Annotated in this window: 20 protein-coding genes and 1 pseudogene; 6 read left to right on the top strand and 15 right to left on the bottom strand. The window is 73.6% G+C overall.

Annotated features, from left to right (window positions below):
- Positions 1–2 precede the first annotated feature (2 nt).
- From MXD62_RS06335 to MXD62_RS06280, 12 genes are all read right to left on the bottom strand, one after another.
- Positions 3–335 carry a hydrogenase maturation nickel metallochaperone HypA gene (locus MXD62_RS06335; RefSeq protein WP_248828488.1) on the bottom strand — a complete coding sequence of 111 codons (333 nt, stop codon included), beginning with the start codon at positions 333–335 and terminating at the stop codon, positions 3–5.
- A gap of 16 nt (positions 336–351) precedes the next feature.
- Positions 352–1,464 (bottom strand): hydrogenase expression/formation protein HypE, encoded by a 1,113-nt coding sequence (gene hypE / locus MXD62_RS06330; RefSeq protein ID WP_248828487.1) that lies wholly within the window; start codon positions 1,462–1,464, stop codon positions 352–354.
- Positions 1,461–2,597, bottom strand: a complete 1,137-nt coding sequence (gene hypD / locus MXD62_RS06325) for a hydrogenase formation protein HypD (RefSeq protein WP_248828486.1) — start codon at positions 2,595–2,597, stop codon at positions 1,461–1,463. The genes hypE and hypD overlap by 4 nt, the downstream gene beginning before the upstream one ends.
- 69 nt (positions 2,598–2,666) lie before the next feature.
- A complete protein-coding gene (locus tag MXD62_RS06320; RefSeq protein WP_020460081.1) occupies positions 2,667–2,939 on the bottom strand; it encodes a HypC/HybG/HupF family hydrogenase formation chaperone in 273 nt (90 codons plus the stop codon).
- A 112-nt stretch (positions 2,940–3,051) separates the two neighbouring features.
- Positions 3,052–3,582, bottom strand: a complete 531-nt coding sequence (locus MXD62_RS06315; protein ID WP_248828485.1) for a hydrogenase maturation protease — start codon at positions 3,580–3,582, stop codon at positions 3,052–3,054.
- A gap of 16 nt (positions 3,583–3,598) precedes the next feature.
- Positions 3,599–4,813 (bottom strand): hypothetical protein, encoded by a 1,215-nt coding sequence (locus MXD62_RS06310; protein WP_248828484.1) that lies wholly within the window; start codon positions 4,811–4,813, stop codon positions 3,599–3,601.
- Positions 4,810–5,433 carry a DUF6084 family protein gene (locus MXD62_RS06305; protein ID WP_248828483.1) on the bottom strand — a complete coding sequence of 208 codons (624 nt, stop codon included), beginning with the start codon at positions 5,431–5,433 and terminating at the stop codon, positions 4,810–4,812. Before MXD62_RS06305 ends, MXD62_RS06310 begins: the two co-directional genes overlap by 4 nt.
- Positions 5,426–6,124, bottom strand: coding sequence for a DUF5947 family protein (locus tag MXD62_RS06300; protein ID WP_248828482.1), 699 nt, complete (start codon positions 6,122–6,124; stop codon positions 5,426–5,428). Before MXD62_RS06300 ends, MXD62_RS06305 begins: the two co-directional genes overlap by 8 nt.
- On the bottom strand, positions 6,121–6,729 hold the full coding sequence (locus MXD62_RS06295; RefSeq protein WP_248828481.1) for a hypothetical protein: 609 nt from the start codon (positions 6,727–6,729) through the stop codon (positions 6,121–6,123). The genes MXD62_RS06300 and MXD62_RS06295 overlap by 4 nt, the downstream gene beginning before the upstream one ends.
- A 5-nt stretch (positions 6,730–6,734) precedes the next feature.
- On the bottom strand, positions 6,735–8,525 hold the full coding sequence (locus MXD62_RS06290; protein ID WP_248828480.1) for a nickel-dependent hydrogenase large subunit: 1,791 nt from the start codon (positions 8,523–8,525) through the stop codon (positions 6,735–6,737).
- Positions 8,522–9,577: a hydrogenase expression protein HypE gene (locus MXD62_RS06285; RefSeq protein WP_248828479.1), complete on the bottom strand. Its 1,056-nt coding sequence runs from the start codon at positions 9,575–9,577 to the stop codon at positions 8,522–8,524. Before MXD62_RS06285 ends, MXD62_RS06290 begins: the two co-directional genes overlap by 4 nt.
- A gap of 35 nt (positions 9,578–9,612) precedes the next feature.
- The gene (locus MXD62_RS06280) at positions 9,613–9,906 is read right to left on the bottom strand and encodes a HypC/HybG/HupF family hydrogenase formation chaperone (protein WP_071064436.1); all 294 of its coding nucleotides are present in this window, start codon (positions 9,904–9,906) and stop codon (positions 9,613–9,615) included.
- A gap of 104 nt (positions 9,907–10,010) precedes the next feature.
- Between MXD62_RS06280 and MXD62_RS06275 the strand changes: the two genes are divergently transcribed.
- The 3 genes from MXD62_RS06275 (at position 10,011) to MXD62_RS06265 (ending at position 12,579) form a co-directional block, all read left to right on the top strand.
- Positions 10,011–10,859, top strand: a complete 849-nt coding sequence (locus MXD62_RS06275) for a Sir2 family NAD-dependent protein deacetylase (RefSeq protein ID WP_248828511.1) — start codon at positions 10,011–10,013, stop codon at positions 10,857–10,859.
- Complete coding sequence (locus MXD62_RS06270; protein ID WP_248828478.1) at positions 10,859–12,154, top strand: alpha/beta fold hydrolase; 1,296 nt, start codon at positions 10,859–10,861, stop codon at positions 12,152–12,154. Before MXD62_RS06275 ends, MXD62_RS06270 begins: the two co-directional genes overlap by 1 nt.
- A gap of 161 nt (positions 12,155–12,315) precedes the next feature.
- On the top strand, positions 12,316–12,579 hold the full coding sequence (locus tag MXD62_RS06265) for a UBP-type zinc finger domain-containing protein (protein ID WP_248828477.1): 264 nt from the start codon (positions 12,316–12,318) through the stop codon (positions 12,577–12,579).
- A gap of 82 nt (positions 12,580–12,661) precedes the next feature.
- Here the strand turns inward: MXD62_RS06265 and MXD62_RS06260 are convergent, their stop codons facing one another.
- Positions 12,662–12,943 carry a GlsB/YeaQ/YmgE family stress response membrane protein gene (locus tag MXD62_RS06260; protein WP_248828476.1) on the bottom strand — a complete coding sequence of 94 codons (282 nt, stop codon included), beginning with the start codon at positions 12,941–12,943 and terminating at the stop codon, positions 12,662–12,664.
- A gap of 99 nt (positions 12,944–13,042) precedes the next feature.
- On the opposite strand from MXD62_RS06260, the gene MXD62_RS06255 reads away from it, so the two are divergent.
- The 3 genes from MXD62_RS06255 to MXD62_RS06245 are packed head-to-tail and all read left to right on the top strand — an operon-like array spanning position 13,043 to position 16,532.
- Positions 13,043–14,119, top strand: a complete 1,077-nt coding sequence (locus MXD62_RS06255) for a thiamine pyrophosphate-dependent enzyme (protein WP_368862319.1) — start codon at positions 13,043–13,045, stop codon at positions 14,117–14,119.
- A 28-nt stretch (positions 14,120–14,147) separates the two neighbouring features.
- A complete protein-coding gene (locus MXD62_RS06250; RefSeq protein WP_248828474.1) occupies positions 14,148–14,900 on the top strand; it encodes an enoyl-CoA hydratase in 753 nt (250 codons plus the stop codon).
- A 60-nt stretch (positions 14,901–14,960) separates the two neighbouring features.
- Positions 14,961–16,532, top strand: a complete 1,572-nt coding sequence (locus MXD62_RS06245; protein ID WP_248828473.1) for an aldehyde dehydrogenase family protein — start codon at positions 14,961–14,963, stop codon at positions 16,530–16,532.
- 337 nt (positions 16,533–16,869) lie between these two features.
- Here the strand turns inward: MXD62_RS06245 and MXD62_RS06240 are convergent.
- Positions 16,870–17,106 (bottom strand): annotated as a pseudogene (locus tag MXD62_RS06240) (response regulator transcription factor); the annotation flags it as partial.
- Positions 17,097–18,923 carry a hypothetical protein gene (locus MXD62_RS06235; RefSeq protein ID WP_248828472.1) on the bottom strand — a complete coding sequence of 609 codons (1,827 nt, stop codon included), beginning with the start codon at positions 18,921–18,923 and terminating at the stop codon, positions 17,097–17,099. The pseudogene MXD62_RS06240 and the gene MXD62_RS06235, both read right to left, overlap by 10 nt.
- Positions 18,924–18,980: the final 57 nt, after the last annotated feature.

The following is an 18,980-nucleotide window of genomic DNA, read 5'->3' as shown; positions in this document are numbered from 1 at the left end:
GGTCAGCGCACCTCGACGGCGGTGATCCGGACCTGCTCACCGCCGGTCAGCTCGATCTCACGGCTCCCGCAGCCACACGGCGTGAGCAGGTCCGGCAGGTCGACGTCGGCCCCGCACCGGCGGCAGCGGCCCCGCCCCGGCGGCTCGGCGATGTCGAGCCGGGCGCCGTCGAGCGACGTCCCGGCGGCGACCAGGTCGAAGCAGAAGCGCAGCGGCGAGGTCATCACCCCGGACAACCGCCCGACCTCGAGCGCCACCCGGGTCACCTGGACGTCCGCCGGGACCTGCCGGGCGACCATGTCGACCAGCTCGACGGTGACCGACAGCTCGTGCACCGCAGCCGTCGCCGGGTCAGCAGATCCGCGGCAGCGGGTCGCCGACCAGCAGGTCGACGATGCGGGTCCCGCCGAACGCGGTGTTGAGCAGCACCATGCCCGGTGGGTCGTCGACGATCCGCCCGATCACCGCCGTGTCCGCGCCCAGCGGGTGCGAGCGCAGCGCGGCCAGCGCCGCCTCGGCCACCTCGGGGGCGACGATCACCACCATCCTGCCCTCGCAGGCGACGTACAGCGGGTCGAGGCCGAGCAGCTCGCAGGCCCCGCGCACGGTGGGCCGCACCGGCACCGCGTCCTCGTCGACGATCACTCCGACCCCGGCGGCGGTCGCCACCTCGTTGAGGATCGTCGCCACCCCGCCGCGGGTCGCGTCGCGCATGGCCCGCACCCCCGGACCGTCCGCCGGCGCCCCGACCGCGTCCAGCAGCCGGGACGTCAGCTCGGCCAGCGGGGCGGTGTCGGAGGAGAGGTCCGCGCTGATGTCGAGCTCGCCGCGGGCCAGCAGCACCGTGATCCCGTGGTCGCCGATCGGCCCGGTGACCAGGACGGCGTCGCCCGGCCGGGCCCGCGCGGCGCCCAGGCGGACGTCCGCGGGGACGAGCCCGATGCCGGTGGTCGTGAGGTAGCAGCCGTCGGCCCGCCCGCGCTGGACGACCTTCGTGTCCCCGGTGACGATCGACACCCCCGCGTCGGCCGCCGCGCGGGCCATCGAGGCCACGATCCGGCGCAGGTCGTCGACGGCCATCCCCTCCTCGAGGATGACCGCGCAGGCCAGGTGCAGCGGGCGCGCCCCGGCGACCGCGAGGTCGTTGACCGTGCCGTTCACGGCGAGATCACCGATGTCACCGCCGGGGAAGAACAGCGGGGTGACGACGAACGAGTCGGTCGTCAGCGCCAGGCGCGTCCCGTCCACGGTGAACACCGCCGCGTCCTCGAGCGGTTCCAGCAGCGGGTTGCGCAGCCCCTCCAGGAACACGGCGTCGATGAGGGTCGCGGTGGCCTTGCCGCCCGCGCCGTGCGCCGAGGTGATGTGGGTGTCGCGCAGCTTCGGCCGGCGTCGCCGCGCGGCCTCGACCCGGTCCAGGACGCCGCTCTCGCTCCGGCCGGCCGCCACCTTCGCCGCGGTCATGCTCGGCTCATCTCTTTCGCGGGCTCGGTGGCACGGTGCCGGGCGCGGCCGAAGTTGTAGTAGGCGGCGCAGGCGCCCTCGGGGGAGACCATGCAGGCACCGATCGGCGTCTCCGGGGTGCAGCCGGTGCCGAAGACCTTGCACTCCCACGGCTTGATGACCCCGGTCAGCACCTCGCCGCACTGGCAGGCCTTCGGGTCCTCGACCCGGGCACCCGGCGGCGCGAAGATCCGCTCGGCGTCGAAGGCGGCGTACCGCTCCCGTACCCGCATCGCCGACCACGGGATGCGGCCCAGCCCGCGCCACTCGAAGTCCGGACGCGGCTCCAGCACCTCGTCGATCACGGCGAGCGCGACCGGGTTCCCCTCGGCCGCCACCACCCGGGTGTACTGGTTCTCCACCTCGCAGCGCCTGTCCCGCAGCTGCCGCAGCAGCTTGTGGATGGACTGCAGGATGTCCAGTGGCTCGAACCCGGAGACCACCAGCGGCCGGCCGTAGTCGCGGGGGATGAAGTCGTACGGCCGGCAGCCGATCACCGTCGAGACGTGCCCGGGGCCGACGAACCCGTCGATCCGCACGTCGGGGGAGTCCAGGATCGCCCGCAGCGCCGGAACGATCGTGATGTGGTTACAGAAGATCGAGAAGTTCGTCAGTCCCTCGGCCGCCGCCCGCCGCACCGTCAGCGCCGTGGACGGCGTCGTCGTCTCGAAGCCGATCGCCATGAACACGACCCGCCGGTCCGGGTTCGCCCGCGCGATCTTCAGCGAGTCCAGCGGCGAGTAGACCATCCGGATGTCGGTGCCCTCGGCGTTGGCGTCGAAGAACGAGCCGTGGCTGCCCGGCACCCGCATCATGTCGCCGAACGAGGTCATGATGACGCCGTCCTGGCGGGCGATGTGCATGGCGTCGTCGACCCGTCCCATCGGGATGACGCACACCGGGCAGCCCGGGCCGTGCACCAACGAGACCGCCGGTGGCAGGTGGTCCTCCAGGCCGTGCTTGTAGATCGTGTGCGTGTGGCCGCCGCACACCTCCATGAACGCGTACGCCCGGCCCGGCTCACAGAGCTCGGCTATCCGGGCGGACAGCGCCCGCGCGGTGCCCGCGTCCCGGTACTCGTCGACGAAGCGCATCTCCTCCGCCTCTCCGTGGTCGATCGCCGCTCCGCGTGGCCTGTCGCCCGCGCCAGTCGATGGACCGTGCTAGTCGATGGACGAGGCGCGCAGCGCGGCCAGCTCGTCGTCGTAGGCACGCCCGATGCCGGTGAGGAAGTCCAGCGCCGCCCGTGCCTCGGCCTCGTCGATCAGGGACAGCGCGAACCCGACGTGGATGAGGACCCAGTCCCCTGGGCGCGGCGGGTGCTCGTCGAGCAACCCGATGTTGATCGCCCGCCGCACCCCGCTGACGTCCACCGTCGCGATGTCCGGGCGGTCTGGCCGGATCTCCACGACCTCACCCGGAATACCGAGACACACGCCGATCACATCCTGCTGAACTCGAGGTACCGGCGTAGATCGGGCGCGATGACGGCGGCGGCGGCGCCGGCCCCGAGCGCGACCGCGGCGAGCACCATCCAGTGCGACATGATTATTCCTCCTGTCGGATTTCGATCCGCCTGACTGTGGTCTCGGGCGGGCTGTCGGTCTCGGGCGCGCCGCCGATCTCGGACTGGCCGGAGATGACCGACCGGACGAGGCGCGCCGCCGGCTCGACGGCGGCCGCCACCGGCGGCGAGAGCCCGACCTGGTGATCCACCGAGGCCGGCTCGCAGCCGACCAGCAGCACCCGGTCGAGATGCCCGCCGAGCGTGTCGACCAGGTCGAGGACGACATCCGGGCGCATCCCGTGCGCGTCGACCTCGGACGGCGCCCGCACGTCGGTCAGGTCCACGAGGGACACCGTGCCTGGTTCGTACCCGCGTCCGAGCGCGTCGACGAGCACCACCGTCGAATAACCGCCGGAGCACAGGTCGAAGGCCAGGTGCAGCCCGCTGGTCCCGTAGTCGGCGACGGTCACCCGCGGCGGCGGGCCGGTGCGCCGCAGATGGCGGGCGACCTGCACGCCGAAGCCGTCGTCGCCGAGCAGTATGTTGCCGACGCCGGCCACCAGCGTGCTCACTGGTTCACCATCCAACTCATCGCCGCTCCAGCTCGTCAGGGGTGAAGTACAGGAAGCGACCGAATTCCCGGCGCAGGTCCGCGCCGGGGTCGTCGTCCAGGGTCACCGCCACATGGGTCCGGCCGTCCACGTCGTGCAGGACGGCGGCGACGGTGGCGGCGCGGCCGTCGACGAACATGTCCTGCGCGTCGCTGCCGGTCGCGGCCCCGCTCGCCAGACCGGTCAGCGGGCCGGTCAGTATCCGTCCGGGCCGGGGTCGCAGCCGCACCGCGCTGCCCACCGCCGGCTCCGCGCCCGGTGTCGCGTCTGGTGCCGGGCCCGGGGCCGGCGGTGGGGTGACCCGGCCGCGGCCGTGCAGCTTCTCGGCCATCGCGGGGGCGAGCTCCGCGACGGACGCGAGCAGCTCGGCGGCCCGCGGATCGCCCGTGCGCGCCGCCAGCTTCTCCGCGTCGGTGAGCGTGGACGTCCGCAGGGCCAGCATCTCGTCGATCTCGGTGGCGTCGCAGAACGCGGCCGGGCTCTCCGCCGCGATCTCGGGATGGTCGGGCAGGATGATCGGCGCGGCGAGCACCGTGTCCGAGCGGCCCAGGCGGCCTGAGTGGCCGAGGAGCGCCGGCCACAGTCGCTCGTTGACGCAGGCCCGCGCGGCGTCCGCCGCCCACTCCGGCGGGTCGGCCAGCGAGAGGAAACAACCGCCGTACGCCCGGGCCACCACCTGGACGGCGACGAACGCCCGGCCCAGCGCCGCGTCCCGGTCGGCGGGCGGCTGGCCGGGCCGGGCGGAGACGTTGCGGACGGTGGCACGGATCCGGTACCCGCCGTAGGGGCCGGGCAGCGCCTGCGCGCCGAGCAGCAGTTCGCCGCGTCCCGGTTCCGGCCCGCCGAGCACCAGGCCCCGCCGGACGGGCGTGCCCGCCAGCTCGCCGACCCGCACGGAGAGCGCCCCCGCCGCGTCGCCGCGGGCGCCGCCGCCCTCCCACAGCCACCGGGCACCGATCCGGAGCGTCGTGCCCGGGCCGCCGTCCAGGAGGAACTCGGTGCGGGCGTCGGAGTGCTCGCCGGTGCCCCCCGCGGCGAACGCCGGCGGCATCAGCACGCCGAACTGCCAGTGGTGGCGGTTCTTCAGCGCGTCCTCCCGGTACGGGTAGAGGAGGTATCCCTCGTAGAGGACGGTGTCGGAGACCGCCCGCGCCGCGTCGTCGAGGAAGCCGACCGGGTCGTGGGAGCTCATCGTGCCGCTCCGGCCAGCAGGGAGGTGATCGCGGCGTCCGCGGTCGGGATGGCACGGTCCAGCCGGTACCGCGCGAGCGCGTCGACGGTGCGCCGGTCCAGCCGCAGCCACGCCTCGCCGGGGAAGTACATGTCGACCAGCTCCCGCCAGGTTGCGACCGGCAGCCGGTAGCCGGCCTCCAGATGCCAGGGCACCTGCTCGACCCGCAGGCCGTTCGGGCCGATCCCGAACACCGTCCCGCTGAACATCAGCCGCAGCGGGATCACCCCGTCGCGCAGCGAGCTGAAGTACCGCCCGGACGCGACCTCGAGGTCGTAGCCGCAGGGCACGGCGAGTTCGGTCTCGGTGGAGCCGGTGAAGCCCGGCACCACCGTGGAGACGGTGGCGAACTGGATCGGGTGCGGCGGGCCCGGGCCCGTCCCGAACAGGTGGGTGAGCGCGCGGGACTCGACGGGGTCGTAGCGCCGGGCGCCCGGGTCGATGCGGATCTGGCAGCGCAGCGCCAGCGCGTGCAGCCGCTCGCCGCCGCGTTCGACGATGCGCAGCCGGAACAGCAGTGTCGGGGCCGCCGCGTAGCGCTGCGGTGCGACGTCGAGGCAGTCGAAGCTCAGGTCAGCCATCGCGGGCCCCAGCCCTGCCGTCAGGCGAATCTGCTCGGCTGTCCGGCGAATCCGTTCCGCTGTCCGGCGCGTCCGTGTCGCTGTCGGGTGAGCCCGCTCTGCGGCGGGCGTCGGCGAGGAAGGCGGCGAGCCGCTGCCGGGCCTGCGTGCCGCCGTCGAAGCCGCGCCAGTGCAGCCGGAGCTCGCCGACCAGCCGGTAGCAGGCGTCGATCGGCAGCAGGTAGCCGCTCTGGCCGTCCCGTGTCGTGTGCACGAGCAGGCCCTCGACCTCGGGGGTGAGCTGCCAGCCCACCGCCGCGGCCAGGTCGGCGCCGAAGCCGCCGGCCGTCGTGCTGGCCGGCAGCTCGCAGTGCGTCGCGCCTCCCGGGCTCGGGTAGAACGCGCCCACCGCCCCGTCGTGGATCACGAAGAAGGCCAGCCCGACGGGGATGCCCGCCGCCGCGAGCAGCTCGGCCCCGGCGGGGAAGGCCGCGGCGAACAGGTACCTCGTCGGCACCGCCCGGTAGCGGCCGCCGCCGGCGCCGGCGCGGGTGAACAGCAGCCGGCAGCCGGGACACGAACAGAGGATGGAACGGGTGTCCAGGTCGGTGATGTGCCCGTGCTCCTCGGCGATCCGCTCGCCGCAGAGCTCGCAGCGCGCGGCGCCGGGGCCGGTGCCGGGCGCGAGGTAGCGGCGCAGCGTCGCGGTCACGTGGCGCTCACCCCGACCACGGGGAGCAGGGCCCGCCCCGCGGCGAGGTCGCCCGGCGCGGCGGCCCCGGCCCCCTCGACCAGCACGGTCACCTCGGGGGCGGCCGTCTCGACGGCGTCCTCGACCGCGGCGACCACCGTCGGGCCGGGCGGCCGGCCCGACGAGTGGACGGTGACGACCGGATCTTCCTCCGTGCCGGTGATCTCGAAGCGGAGGGTGCGTGCCCCGGGGAGCTCCCCGAGCCGCGCGAAGGCCTCCTCGACCCGGCGCCGGGTGCTCACCGGGTGCAGGCCGTGCATGGCCAGCAGCGCCCCGAGGTGGGGCTCCGCCGCGAAGGCCCGCACGTTCTCCGTGCCCGCGATCGCCGTGAGCTGGGCCAGGCCCGCCCCGTAGAACTCCATCAGTGCTCGGACGATCTCCTCGGCCAGCACCCTGGTCCGGCTGTCGCCCAGCTGCTCCAGCCGGGTGAGCAGGTCGTCCACCCGGGCCGCCGCCGCGCGCGGGTCGACCGAGTTCCGCGGGCCGGCCGAGTCGCGCTCGGCCGGGGCCCGTGGGCCGGCCGCGCCCCGCGGGTCCGTGCTCGCGACCGCCGTCCCCACCGCCATCGTGATCACCCGGCGGGGGTGAAGGCGTGCGGGGTGTGGACGACGTCCAACGTGCGTCCGGCGCCGGTGTGCATGTGCACCCCGCAGGGCAGGCACGGGTCGAAGCTGCGGACAGTGCGCATGATGTCTATCCCCTTGAACGACTCCGGCGGGTTCTGCTCGAAGATCGGGGTGTTCTGCACCGCGTCCTCGTACGGGCCGGGCGTGCCGAACACATCGCGCACGCTGGCGTTCCACGGCGTCGGCGGGTACGGGTGGTAGTTCGCGATCCGGCCGTCCCGGATGACCATGTGGTGCGACAGCACCCCGCGGACGGCCTCGGTGAACCCGCAGCTCACGGCCTCGTCGGGGACGTCGAAGGACTCCCACGTCTTCGAGTGGCCCGCCCGGACCTCGGCCAGCGCCTGCTCGGCGAAGTACAGCGCGCAGGCCGCCGCGTACGCCTGGAAGTAGGTGCGGGCGCGGTTGCGCTCCAGGGTGTTGCTCCAGCGGGGGATCGTCCACTCGTAGGTCCGCTCGCCGACCGTCGCCGACCTCGGCAGCGTGATCCGCACGCTGTGCCCGGTCGCGCGGACGTGGCCGATGTCGACCAGCCCGGACAGCGCCGTGCTCCACAGCCGGGCGATCGGGCCGCCGCCGGTGTCGAGCGGCAGGTGGTCGATGCCGTCGAACCAGCGTGGCGACATCACCCACGAGTACTTGTCGTCGAAGTCGCGCCGGCTCGGGTGGGGGATGGTGGTCTGGTTCCACGGGTGCCGCCGGTCGACCGGGTTCCCCAGCGGGTCGTGGGTGACGAACAGCGGCTGGTCGTCCCAGTCGTCGTAGTACGAACTGCCCAGCAGGACGCGGATGCCGAGGTTGATGTCGACGAGGTTGTTCGTGACCAGGTTGCCGTCGACGACCACCCCCGGGGTGACGAACATGCTCCGGCCCCAGTCGGCCATGTTCCGGTAGGTGAAGTCGCACCGCTCCGGCTCGTTGAACGCCCCCCAGCAGCCGAGCAGGATCCGCCGCCGGCCGACCTCCTCGTAGCCGGGCAGCGCCTTGTAGAAGAAGTCGAAGAGATCGTCGTGCATCGGGACGACACGCTTGAGGAACTCGATGTAGCGCATCAGCCGGGTGAGGTAGTCCGTGAACAGCTGGACGGAGGCCACCGTGCCCACGCCACCCGGGTAGAGCGTGGATGGATGGACGTGCCGCCCCTCCATCAGGCAGAACATCTCGCGGGTGAGCCGGCTCATGCCCAGCGCCTCGCGGTAGAACTCGCCCTCGATCGGGTTGAGGGCGTGCATGATGTCGCCGATGGTCCGGTACCCGTGCTCGTCGGCGTGCGGCGACTCGGTGGCCCAGGCCAGCTCGAGTACCTCAGGATTGGTCTCGCCGACCATCTTCTCGCAGTAGTCGACCCCCACCAGGTTCTCCTGGTAGATGCAGTGGTCGAACATGTACTCGGCGGCCTCGCCCAGATTGATGATCCATTCGGCGAGCGGCGGCGGCTTCACGCCGTACGCCATGTTCTGCGCGTACACCGAGCAGGTGGCGTGGTTGTCACCGCAGATGCCGCAGATCCGGCTGGTGATGAAATGGGCGTCGCGGGGGTCCTTGTCCTTCATGAAGATGCTGTATCCGCGGAAGATGGACGACGTGCTGTGGCACTCGACCACCCTGCGCGCCGGCCAGTCGATCTTCGTGTAGATGCCGAGGCTCCCGACGATGCGGGTGATCGGGTCCCACGACATCTCCAGCAGGCGGGCGTCCCGGGCATCGGTTGCCGTGTGCGCCGAGGTGGTCGTCATATCAGCACCTTCTCCCGCGCGCGATCGTCGTCCTGGCCTGCGTGGACGTCCCGGCGCCGCCAGTGCGGTTCGACGTCCGCCTTGCGCATCGTGATGGCGCGCAGTCTGCGGATGACCGCGCCGTACAGTCCGCTCGCGGTCGTCGAGAGGTGGGCGCCCGGCGGCTCGTCCATGAACGGCATGAACCGGTCCGGGAATCCGGGCATCGTGCACGCGATGCAGATCCCGCCGACGTTCGGGCAGCCACCCACCCCGTTCATCCAGCCGCGCTTGGGAACGTTGCACTTCACCACCGGGCCCCAGCAGCCGATCTTCACCAGGCACTGCGGTGTTCCGTACTGGGTGGTGAACTGGCCCTCCTCGTAGTACCCGGCCCGGTCGCAGCCCTGGTGCACGGTGGCGCCGAACAGCCACCGGGGGCGGAGCTGGTCGTCGAGGGGGATCATCGGTGCCTGCCCGCTCGCCTGGTAGAGCAGGTAGGTGATCGTCTCCGACAGGTTGTCCGGCTGGACGGGGCAGCCCGGAACACACACGATCGGGATCTGCGCCTTGGACTTCCAGTCCCAGCCGAGATAGTCGGGGACCCCCATCGCCCCGGTCGGATTTCCGGCCATCGCGTGGATGCCGCCGTACGTGGCGCACGTTCCCGCCGCGAGAATCGCCAGCGCCTTCGGCGCGAGCCGGTCGAGCCAGGTACTGGTGGTCACCGGCTGGCGGGTCTCCGGGTCGTTCCCGAAGCCGCTCCAGTAACCCCCGTTCGTGATCAGGTCCTCGTTCGGAATGGACCCCTCGACGACCAGGACGAACGGATCGAGCTCGCCGTGGTCGGCCCTGCGGAACCAGTCGATGAAGGTGTCGGCGCCCTGCTCCGGCCCGGACTCGAAATCGATGAGCGGCCAGTGGACGCTCACCTTCGGCAGGCCCGGCAGGGTGCCCAGAACGATGTCCTCGATGCTGGGCTGGGTGGCTGCGGTGAGCGCGACCGAGTCCCCGTCGCAGCTGAGTCCGGCGTTGATCCAGAGAATGTGGATCGGATCCTCGACTGTGGACACGGTTCTCCCACCCCTTCCGGTCGTTCACCGGTCATTCACACGACGGCGATCGCCTCCCCGGCGTGCACCAGGACGGTGTCGCCGGCCTGCGCCTGCACAAGCGCGATGCTGATCTCCTCGACGCCCGCCGACGCCCGCGCCAGGGCCAGCCCGCCCTCCTCCAGGCGGACGATCTCCATCTCGATCACGCCGTCGGAACAGGTCACGCAGGAGCCCGTCGTCGCGGCGGCCGGGTGGCCGGCGGCCAGATCGGTCAGCTCGCCGGCAGGGTGGCAGGGCGGGGCGCTCGGACCAGATACCTCAGCAGGGTCCTTGCAGCGCGTGTTCATGAGCTAACGGTACGTCTGTGGTGTGGGCGGCACCACCGGGCGCCGCGGGGCGCCTCGCCGGCACCCGGCCGCCTCGTCCGGGCGGCGGGCCATACCCTCGAAGCATGGTCTTCGCCCGGTTGCGTGATCTTGTCGCCGGCGGTGGCGTCGCGGTGCTCACCGGAGCGGGGATGTCGACCGACTCGGGAATCCCTGACTATCGGGGGCCGAACGGCTCGCTGCGCCGGCACACGCCGATGACCTACCAGCAGTTCAACCGGGACCAGGCGGCCCGGCGCCGGTACTGGGCGCGCAGCCACCTCGGCTGGCGTCACGTCGCCGGGGCACGCCCCAACACCGGGCACCGCGCTCTGGCGGAACTGGAGGCCGCGGGCCTGCTCGACGGCGTCATCACCCAGAACGTCGACGGGCTGCACCAGGCCGCCGGGTCGCTCCGGGTCATCGACCTGCACGGCGAGCTCGCCCGGGTCCGCTGCCGGGCCTGCGGGGCGCTCAGCGCGCGGGCCGAGCTCGACCGCCGCCTGCGCGCGGCGAACCCGGGCTTCGCCGCCGGGGTGGCCGCCGCGTCGCCGCTCGGCGCCGAGGTCAACCCGGACGGCGACGTCACCCTCCCCGACGGGGCGATCGACGGTTTCGTCGTAGTGGGGTGCACCGGCTGCGGGGGCGACCTGGAGCCCGACGTGGTCTTCTTCGGCGCCACGGTGCCGCCGACGCGGCTGGCGTCCGCGGTCGCGCTGGTCGAGAACGCTCGCGGGCTGCTAGTGCTCGGCTCGTCGCTGGCCGTCATGTCGGGCTACCGGTTCGTACTGCGGGCGGGAGAGCTCGGCATCCCGGTCGGGATCGTGAACCAGGGCCCGACCCGCGGCGACGCGCGGGCGGAGTTCACCATCGACTCGCCACTGGGCGCCGTCCTGCCCCGCCTCGCCGCCGAGCTGCTCGGCGCGGCCGCCTGATGGCCACTGACGCGGATCACCCCGTCGGGGATCGCGCGGAGCTGACCCTGCGCGCCGCCGGGCCGGGCGACGTCGCCGCGCTTGTCGAGCTGATCGAGTCCGCGTACCGGGGCGAGCGCAGCCGGGTCGGCTGGACCACCGAGGCCGACCTGCTGGACGGCCAGCGCACCGACCCGGAGATGCTCGCCGCCGCGCTCGCCGAGCCCGACATCCGGATGCTCCTCGCGCTCGGCCCGGCCGGGGAGCCGGTCGGCTGCTGCCAGCTCCAGCGGCGCCCGGACGGCGCCTACTTCGGCATGTTCGCCGTCCAACCGGACATCCAGGGGCGGGGGATCGGGGACCGTCTGCTCACCGCCGCGGAGGCACTCGCCCGCGACGAGTGGGCGGCGGCCCGGATGGAGCTGTACGTCATCTCGCTGCGCGCCGAGCTGATCGCCTGGTACGAGCGGCGCGGCTACCGGCGTACGGACCGCCACGAGCCCTTCCCCTACGGGGACACCCGGTTCGGCGTGCCGCTGCGCGACGACCTGGTCTTCGCCGTCCTGGAGAAGGACCTCGGCCACCGGGTCGACGTCGGCGGCCTCGCGCTGCACGTCGAGACCTGGACGGGCCAGGCGCACTCATCCACCCCGCTGCTGCTCCTGCACGGCATCGGTGGGAGCACCAGGGACTGGGCCGGGGTGTCCCGCGAGCTCGCCGGCGCCGTGTCGAACCGGGTCGTGGCCTACGACCACCGCGGCCACGGAACCAGCGGGCGGGCGGCCCGCCCGGAGTACACCTTCGACCACCTCGTCCGCGATCTCGAGACCGTCGTCGCGACGCTGGAGCTGGCGCCGCTGCACCTGCTGGGGCATTCGATGGGCGGGGTGGTCGCGCTCCGGTACGCGCTGGCCCACCCCGAGGCCGTCCGGTCGCTGATCCTGATGGACACCGCCGCGGCGCCGGCGGCGGGTGATCATCTGCTGTCCCGGCTGGGCATGGGCGCGCTCATGGAGGGCATCGCCGCCGCGACCGCGCTGCTGGGGCACGGGGACCACGCCGACCCCGCCGCCCTCGCCGCCTTCGGCCACGAGCTCAACGCCTACCCCTCGATGATCGACCGGCTGGGCGAGATCCGCTGCCCCACGACGGTCATCGTCGGCGAGCGGGACGTCCTGCTGCGCGGTGCCGCGCGGGATCTGGGCGGCGCCATCGAGGGTGCCCGGCTCGCGGTGATCGCCGGTGCCGATCACAACCCGCAGGCCAGTCACCCGCAGGCCTGGCTCAGCGCGGTGGAGCGGCACGCCGCCTTCTGAGAACCGCGGCCATTCATTTTCCGGCCCGGTGGCGGTGGCCGCGGTTGGCAGTGTCCACGGTCACGGGTTCTTCGCACGCCAGAATTTAGGACGTACTGAGATTTCGGGGCGGGATGGTGGCCTGCTTGGCAGCCCGTGTTCGGTCAATGGAGAATGGGTTCATGGCCGCTGGCGAAGATCCGCATCTGTCGTTGGTACGACCTGTCGAGCCCACCCCGCCGGACGGCTGTGGAGAGTGTCTGCGGGTCGGTTCGCAATGGGTGCACCTCAGGCTGTGTCTCACATGTGGCAATGTGGGGTGCTGCGACTCCTCTCCGTTGCGGCACGCCCGTGCCCATGCGCACACCCACGAGCACCCCATCGTCCGCTCGTACGAACCGGGCGAGGACTGGCGCTGGTGCTACGTCGACGAGGCCTACGTCTAGCGGGCACGGCTGCCTGGTCAGGCCCCACCTCCACCGGGCCCGCCCCCTGGAAGAGGAGCGGGCCCACCGACCCGCCGGTGGGCTAGCGGCCGACCGGATGGTGCTGGTGGCGGTTCGCCCACAACGGCGCGACGAGCGCGACCAGGGCGACGGCGACGCCGACCTGAAGAATGTGTCGAATCCAGTCGATGCCCGCCGTGTTACGCACGCCGATTGCGCTGGCGATCACGTTTCCGACCAGGGCGCCGACTATACCGACGACCACGGTGAGCCAGATTGGGATATCCTGCCGCCCGCGCATGATAAGCCGCGCGAGAAGACCGATGACGAGACCTGCCAGCACTATCCAAATAATTTGAAACACGATGGACGGCCCCCCTGGGTCGGGTGATGACTACCCCTCGGGTGTCCCCTCCTCGCAGGCATCGCAAACTGTGTCGTCGACCAGACAGGAATAATACGGATGACGTTGATGGCGGAACGCAGTGAGAACGGCGCTCCGTTCGACACGGGTGTTCGGCTGCTTGCGCCGGACGGCACTCTCGTCGACGACCCGCGTTTCACTGTGCGTGCTGACTCCCGGCAGACGGAGTCGTTCTACCGGGAGATGGTGCGGGCGCGCCGCCTCGACGAGGAGGCCACGGCGCTGCAACGCCAGGGCGAGCTGGTCCTGTGGATTCCGCTGCGGGGCCAGGAGGCCGCCCAGGTGGGCTCGGCGGCCGCCGCCGGGCCGGCGGACTTCCTCTTCCCCAGCTACCGCGAGCATGCCGTGGTCTGGCACCGCGGCATCCCCCCGGTCGAGGTGCTGCGCCTGCTGCGGGGCGTCACGCACGGCGGCTGGGATCCCGAGGCGTACAACGTGGCCAACTACGTGCTCGTGCTGGCGTCGCAGACCCTGCACGCGGTGGGCTACGGCCTGGGCGTCCGCCTCGACGGCGCAGCCGGCCAGGTGGTGATGGTCTACCTCGGTGACGGCGCGATGAGCCAGGGCGACGCGAACGAGGCGTTCGTCTGGGCCGCGAGCTTCGGCGTGCCGGTGGTGTTCTTCTGCCAGAACAACCAGTGGGCGATCTCCACACCCAGCGCGCGCCAGTCACCCGTGCCGCTGGCCCGCCGCGCGGCGGGCTTCGGCTTTCCGGGCGTGCGGGTGGACGGCAACGACGTGCTGGCGGTGCACGCGGTGACCACCTGGGCCCTGGAGCACGCCCGCTCGGGTCAGGGCCCCGTCCTGATCGAGGCGAACACCTACCGGATGGCGCCGCACACGACGTCCGACGACGCCAGCAGGTACCAGGAGGCCGCCGAGGTCGCGGCGTGGCGGGCGCGCGACCCGATCGACCGGGTCGCGCTGCTGCTCGGCCACACGCACGACCCGGCCTGGTTCGAGGGTGTGCGGGCGGAGGCGGAGGAAGCCGCGGCCACGCTGCGCCGGGAGTGCCTGGCCCTGCCCGACCCGGCCCCGCGGACCCTGGTGGATCATGTGCTGGTGGGTGGCTCCGCGCTACTTCGGGAGCAGCGGGGTGAGATCTGGGAGGGTTGACGCCGTGATAGACGTTGAGCTTCGCGGCGTGTCCGACCCCCAGCCCGGGGCTGGGGAGCGCCCCGCCGACCCCCAGATCGCCGTGGTGCGGATCGACCGGCCCGAGCGCCGCAACGCACTGGACACCGAGCACTGCCTCGGCCTGCGCGCCGGCATCGGCCGGGCGCTGGACGCCGGTGTCCGTGCCGTGGTGCTCACCGGTTCCGGGACGAGCTTCTGCGCCGGCGCGGATCTCGACCAGGTCTACGGCGAGGCCTTCACCGACGCGCTCTACGGGGCGCTGCACGCGATCACCGGCGCGCCCGTCCCGGTGATCGCCGCCATCAACGGCCCGGCCATCGGCGCCGGGCTGCAGCTCGCGCTCGCCGCGGACCTGCGTGTCGCCGTCGAGGAGGCCTCGTTCGCGGTGCCGACGGCGCGGCTCGGCCTGTCGGTGGACCCGTGGACGCTGCGCCGGCTGGCCGAGCTGGCCGGCGGCGGCGCGGCCCGCGCCATCGTGCTGGGCTGCGAGAGCGTCCCGGCGCGCCGGGCCTTCGAGCTGGGCCTGGTCCAGCGCGTCGGCGGGCTCGACACCGCCCTCGCCTGGGCCCGGGAGATCGCCGGCCTCGCGCCGCTGACCCTCGCCTACTCCAAGCGCGCGTTCAACGCGGCCGCCGACCCCGAGGCGGTGCGTCCCGATGAGGTGATGGCTGCCTACCAGGCATGCTGGACCAGCGAGGACGCGCAGGAGGGCCGCCGCGCCCGGAGCGAGAAGCGCGCACCGGTCTTCCAGGGCAAGTAGCTGACAGCCGGCCGCGTCAGGCAAGCGTCAGGCGGGCGAGGAGACGGGACGGTGGTCGCGATGGCGAAGTTCGAGACACGCAATCCGGCGACGGACGAGGTCATCGGGACCTACTTGGCGATGTCCGCCGACGACGTGGCGGCGAGCGTGCGGTCGGCCCGGGCCGCCGCGGGGCAGTGGCGGGCCGCGGGCTTCGCGGGCCGCCGCGCCGCTCTGCTGCGCTGGGACGCCTGGCTCGCCGCCCACGACCGCGACCTGATCGAGCTCATGCACCTGGAGAACGGGAAACCGGAGATCGACGGCCGGCTCGAGCTCCTCCTGGCCTGCGAGCAGCTGCGCTGGGCGGCGCGCAACGCGCACCGGGTCCTGCGCACCCGCCGGGTCCGCACCGGGCTCGTGCTGGCCAATCACAAGGCCCGCATCGACCACCTGCCCTACGGCGTGGTCGGCGTGATCGGCCCGTGGAACTACCCGGTCCTGACGCCGCTGGGGTCCATCGCCTACGCGCTGGCCGCGGGCAACACCGTCGTGTTCAAGCCCAGCGAGCTCACGCCCACCGTCGGTGTTTACCTGGCCGAGGCGTTCGCCGCCGCGAACCCGGACCTGCCCCCCGGCGTGTTCATCGCGGTGACGGGGCTCGCCGAGACCGGGGCGGCGCTGTGCGCGGCCGGCGTCGACAAGATCGCCTTCACCGGCTCGGCGGCGACGGCGCGGCGGGTCATGGCCACCTGCGCCGAGACGCTGACCCCCGTCGTCGTCGAGTGCGGCGGCAAGGACGCTGCGATCGTCGCGGAGGACGCCGACCTGGCCGCCGCGGCACGCGCGGTGGCCTGGGGGGCGACGTCGAACGCCGGCCAGACCTGCGCCGGGGTGGAGCGCGTCTACGTCGTCGCCGGTGTCCGGGACGCCTTCCTCACCCAGCTGCGCCGCGTCCTCGCCGACATCCGGCCCGGGTCGGACGCCGGCGCCGACTACGGCCCGATGACACTGCCCCGCCAGAGCGAGGTCGTCCGCCGCCACCTCGACGACGCGCTCGCCCGCGGCGGGACGGCGCTGCTCGGCGGCCCGGAGTCGGTGCGCGTGCCGTACATCGACCCGATCGTGCTCGTGGACGTCCCCGAGGACAGCGCGGCCGTGCGCGAGGAGACCTTCGGGCCGATGATGACCGTGCGCACCGTCGCCGACGTCGACGAGGCCGTCGCCCTGGCGAACGGCACCGCCTACGGTCTCGGCGCGACCGTGTTCTCCCGGGCCCGCGGCGAGGAGATCGCCGCCCGCCTCGACGCCGGGATGGTCTCGGTCAACGCGGTGCTGTCGTTCGCGGCGATCCCGGCGCTGCCGTTCGGCGGGAGCGGCGAGAGCGGGTTCGGTCGGGTCCACGGCGCCGCCGGCCTGCGGGAGTTCGCCCGGCCGCGCTCGGTGGCCACCCGCCGGGTGGGCCTGCCCTGGATCAACGCGGCCAGGTTCAACCCTGTCCCGGGGACGTCCGCGGTGCTGCGGTGGCTCATCCGGCTCCGGCACGCTGTGGGGGGTCACGGGGCGGGACGTCCAGACGCGGGCCGGCGCGATCCGTCGGGCCAGGGCCAGGGCCGTCGGCCGGCGCGAGCAGCCAGGCGCGCAGCTGGCAGCTGACGCCGGGGACGGCCGGCAGCCCCAGCTTCACCCGCAGACCCGCCAGCACACCCGCCTCGACCGGCTGCCCGCGCAGCGCGAGTACCAGTGCCGCGCGCTCCCGCTCGTCCAGCCGGAGCAGGTCCGGCGCGCGTTCCGGCCGGGTCACCAGCCGGCGGGCGACGTCGCCGTCGACGACGATCTCGCCCCACACCAGCCGGCTCAGCGTCGAGCGCAGGACGTCGCGCTGGGTGATGTTGGACTTGAGTGCGTAGCCGGTTCCCGGCAGCGCCCCGCCGAGCAGCTCGGCGGCGTAGGGGGCCTCGTCGTCGGCGGAGAACACCAGCACCGCCGCGTCCGGGCGGCACGCCTTGATCCGCCGCGCGGTGCGCAGCCCCTCGTCGGTGCCGGTGGGCGGCATCCGCATGTCGACCAGGGCGACGTCCACCGGGGCGGTGGCGGGTGCGGCCATCACCACCGAGACCAGGTCGGCGCCGCGTTCCACCACGGCGACGACGTCCACGCCGAGGCTGGTCAGCAGCGCCCGCAGGCCCTCGCGGAAGTGCGGGCTGTCGTCGGCGATCGCTACCCGCACGGGACCGTCACCCGGGTCGTGGTGGCGCCGCCGGCGACACCGCGTACGGCGACCCAACCGCCCAGCGCCCGGGCGTGGTCGGCGGCGGCGCGCACCCCGCCGGCCACCGGCACCGCGCAGGTGACCTCGCCGACGAGCATCGCGCCCTCGGCGCGCACCTCGACCCGGGCGGCCCCCCGCACACTTCCGGCCGCCGCCGGGCACGGCGCCGTCGAACCCGTCGCCGCGATGGCGCGCAGCGCGGCGGCGAGCGCCGCGTACATCGCCCGCTCGGCCGTCGCGTCGAAGCGGCCGGCGGGCACCCGCAGCAGGCTCGGGCCGCCCAGCCCCAGCCCCGCGGCGAGACTCTCCAACGCCGGGAGCAGGCCGTCCCGCTCCAGGACGGCGGGATGGGCCTCCCGGGTGATGTCGGCGAGCTCGCCGTGCGCCGCGCGCAGCCCCTCGCCGATCTCCGCCAGGGCCCGAGCGGTGGCCGGTTCCGACACCGTCCGGGCGACGTCCCCCGCCGCCGCGGCGAGCTCGGCCAGGCGCCGGCGGACGCCGTCGTCCAGCTCCCGCCCGACCAGCGCCCACTCGTGGGCCTGCGTGCGCGCGGCCCGCCGGCGTTCCTCACCCAGGCGGACGAGCTGCGCGCGCAGGCCGCTCTGCGCCCGCGCCTGCTCCAGCGCCGCGGCCGCCGCGGCCAGCGTCGCCGCCACCTGCCGCCGGTGGCGGCGCAGGACGGGATCGATGCTCAGCACCGCGACCGGCGCGCCGGCCGCGGACCGCACCGGGACGTACCAGCGCTGTTCCGGGCCCGGCCGGTCCGACCGTTCCCCCCGGTGGTCCTCCGGGGGGAGGTCCACCACCTGGCCGTGCAGATCCACCAACACCTCCGTGTCCGGCTGGCGGCAGGTGCCCGGCTGGCGGTAGTAGACCTCGAGGGTGGCGTCGCGCAGCAGGTCCCGCAGCGCCGCCCGCACCGACGCCGGTGTCGGCGACCCGATCTCCCGGCCGAGCCGGTCGGCGGTCGTCGTCAGCAGCAGCCGGCGGCGGGCGCCGACGGCGAGCAGCACGACGGGGGAGACGATCGACGCGGCCCCCTGCAACGCGACCGCGTCCTCGATGCGGCCCAGCCCGGGTTCGGCCATCAGACCCGGGTAGGTCACCGCGGCGACGAGCGCCACGAAGCCCGCCGAGAGCAGCACCGGCCCGGCGACGACCCGCTCCAGGCCCCGCGCCGTCCGGATCCGGGCGACCGCCAGCAGCACGAACGTCACGGGCACCAGGACGTAGAGGACGAGCAGGACGTCCAGCGCCGCCTCGAAACGGGCCCGGCCGACGAGCAGCGGCGCGGGCCACAGCACACCGTCGGTGAAGCCGTTCCAGGACGGCCGGGAGATGACGACCGTCAGCACCTGCCCGCCCAGCAGGATCACCGCCGCGGACGTGACCCACCACCGGTCGGCCCGGCCGCGCAGGGTGTTCCCCGGGTAGAGCAGCAGCCCCCAGGCGTAGGCCACCCAGTAGGCGGACTGGCCGAGGACGGCGATCAGCGGCAGCGGGCCGACGTCCCAGCTCATCAGCCAGGTCAGCGGGCAGCACAGGCCGCCGAGGGCCAGCAGCTCCCCACACCGGCGTGACGACGGGTCGCCGCGCAGCAGCATGCCGGCGACGACCAGCGCCACCGCCACGCCCACGTTCGGGACGGCGGCCAGCCGGTGGCGCTCCCAGTACGGCCACCCGGCGGGAACGGTCGCCGCGGCCACGAGCAGCGTCGTGGCCGTCGTCGAGGCGGCGAGCCGCGCCGTCGCGGAACGCCCGGAGCCGACCGGCATCCGTCAGGTGTACCCGGGCGAGCGCGGGGTTCCTACCGGATGTTCCCCGGAACGGCC

Source organism: Frankia sp. Mgl5 (genome assembly GCF_023242985.1).
Lineage (GTDB): Bacteria > Actinomycetota > Actinomycetes > Frankiales > Frankiaceae > Parafrankia > Parafrankia soli.
The sequence above is the reverse complement of the archived record's forward strand: the minus strand, read 5'-3'. Positions and strand labels throughout refer to the sequence as shown.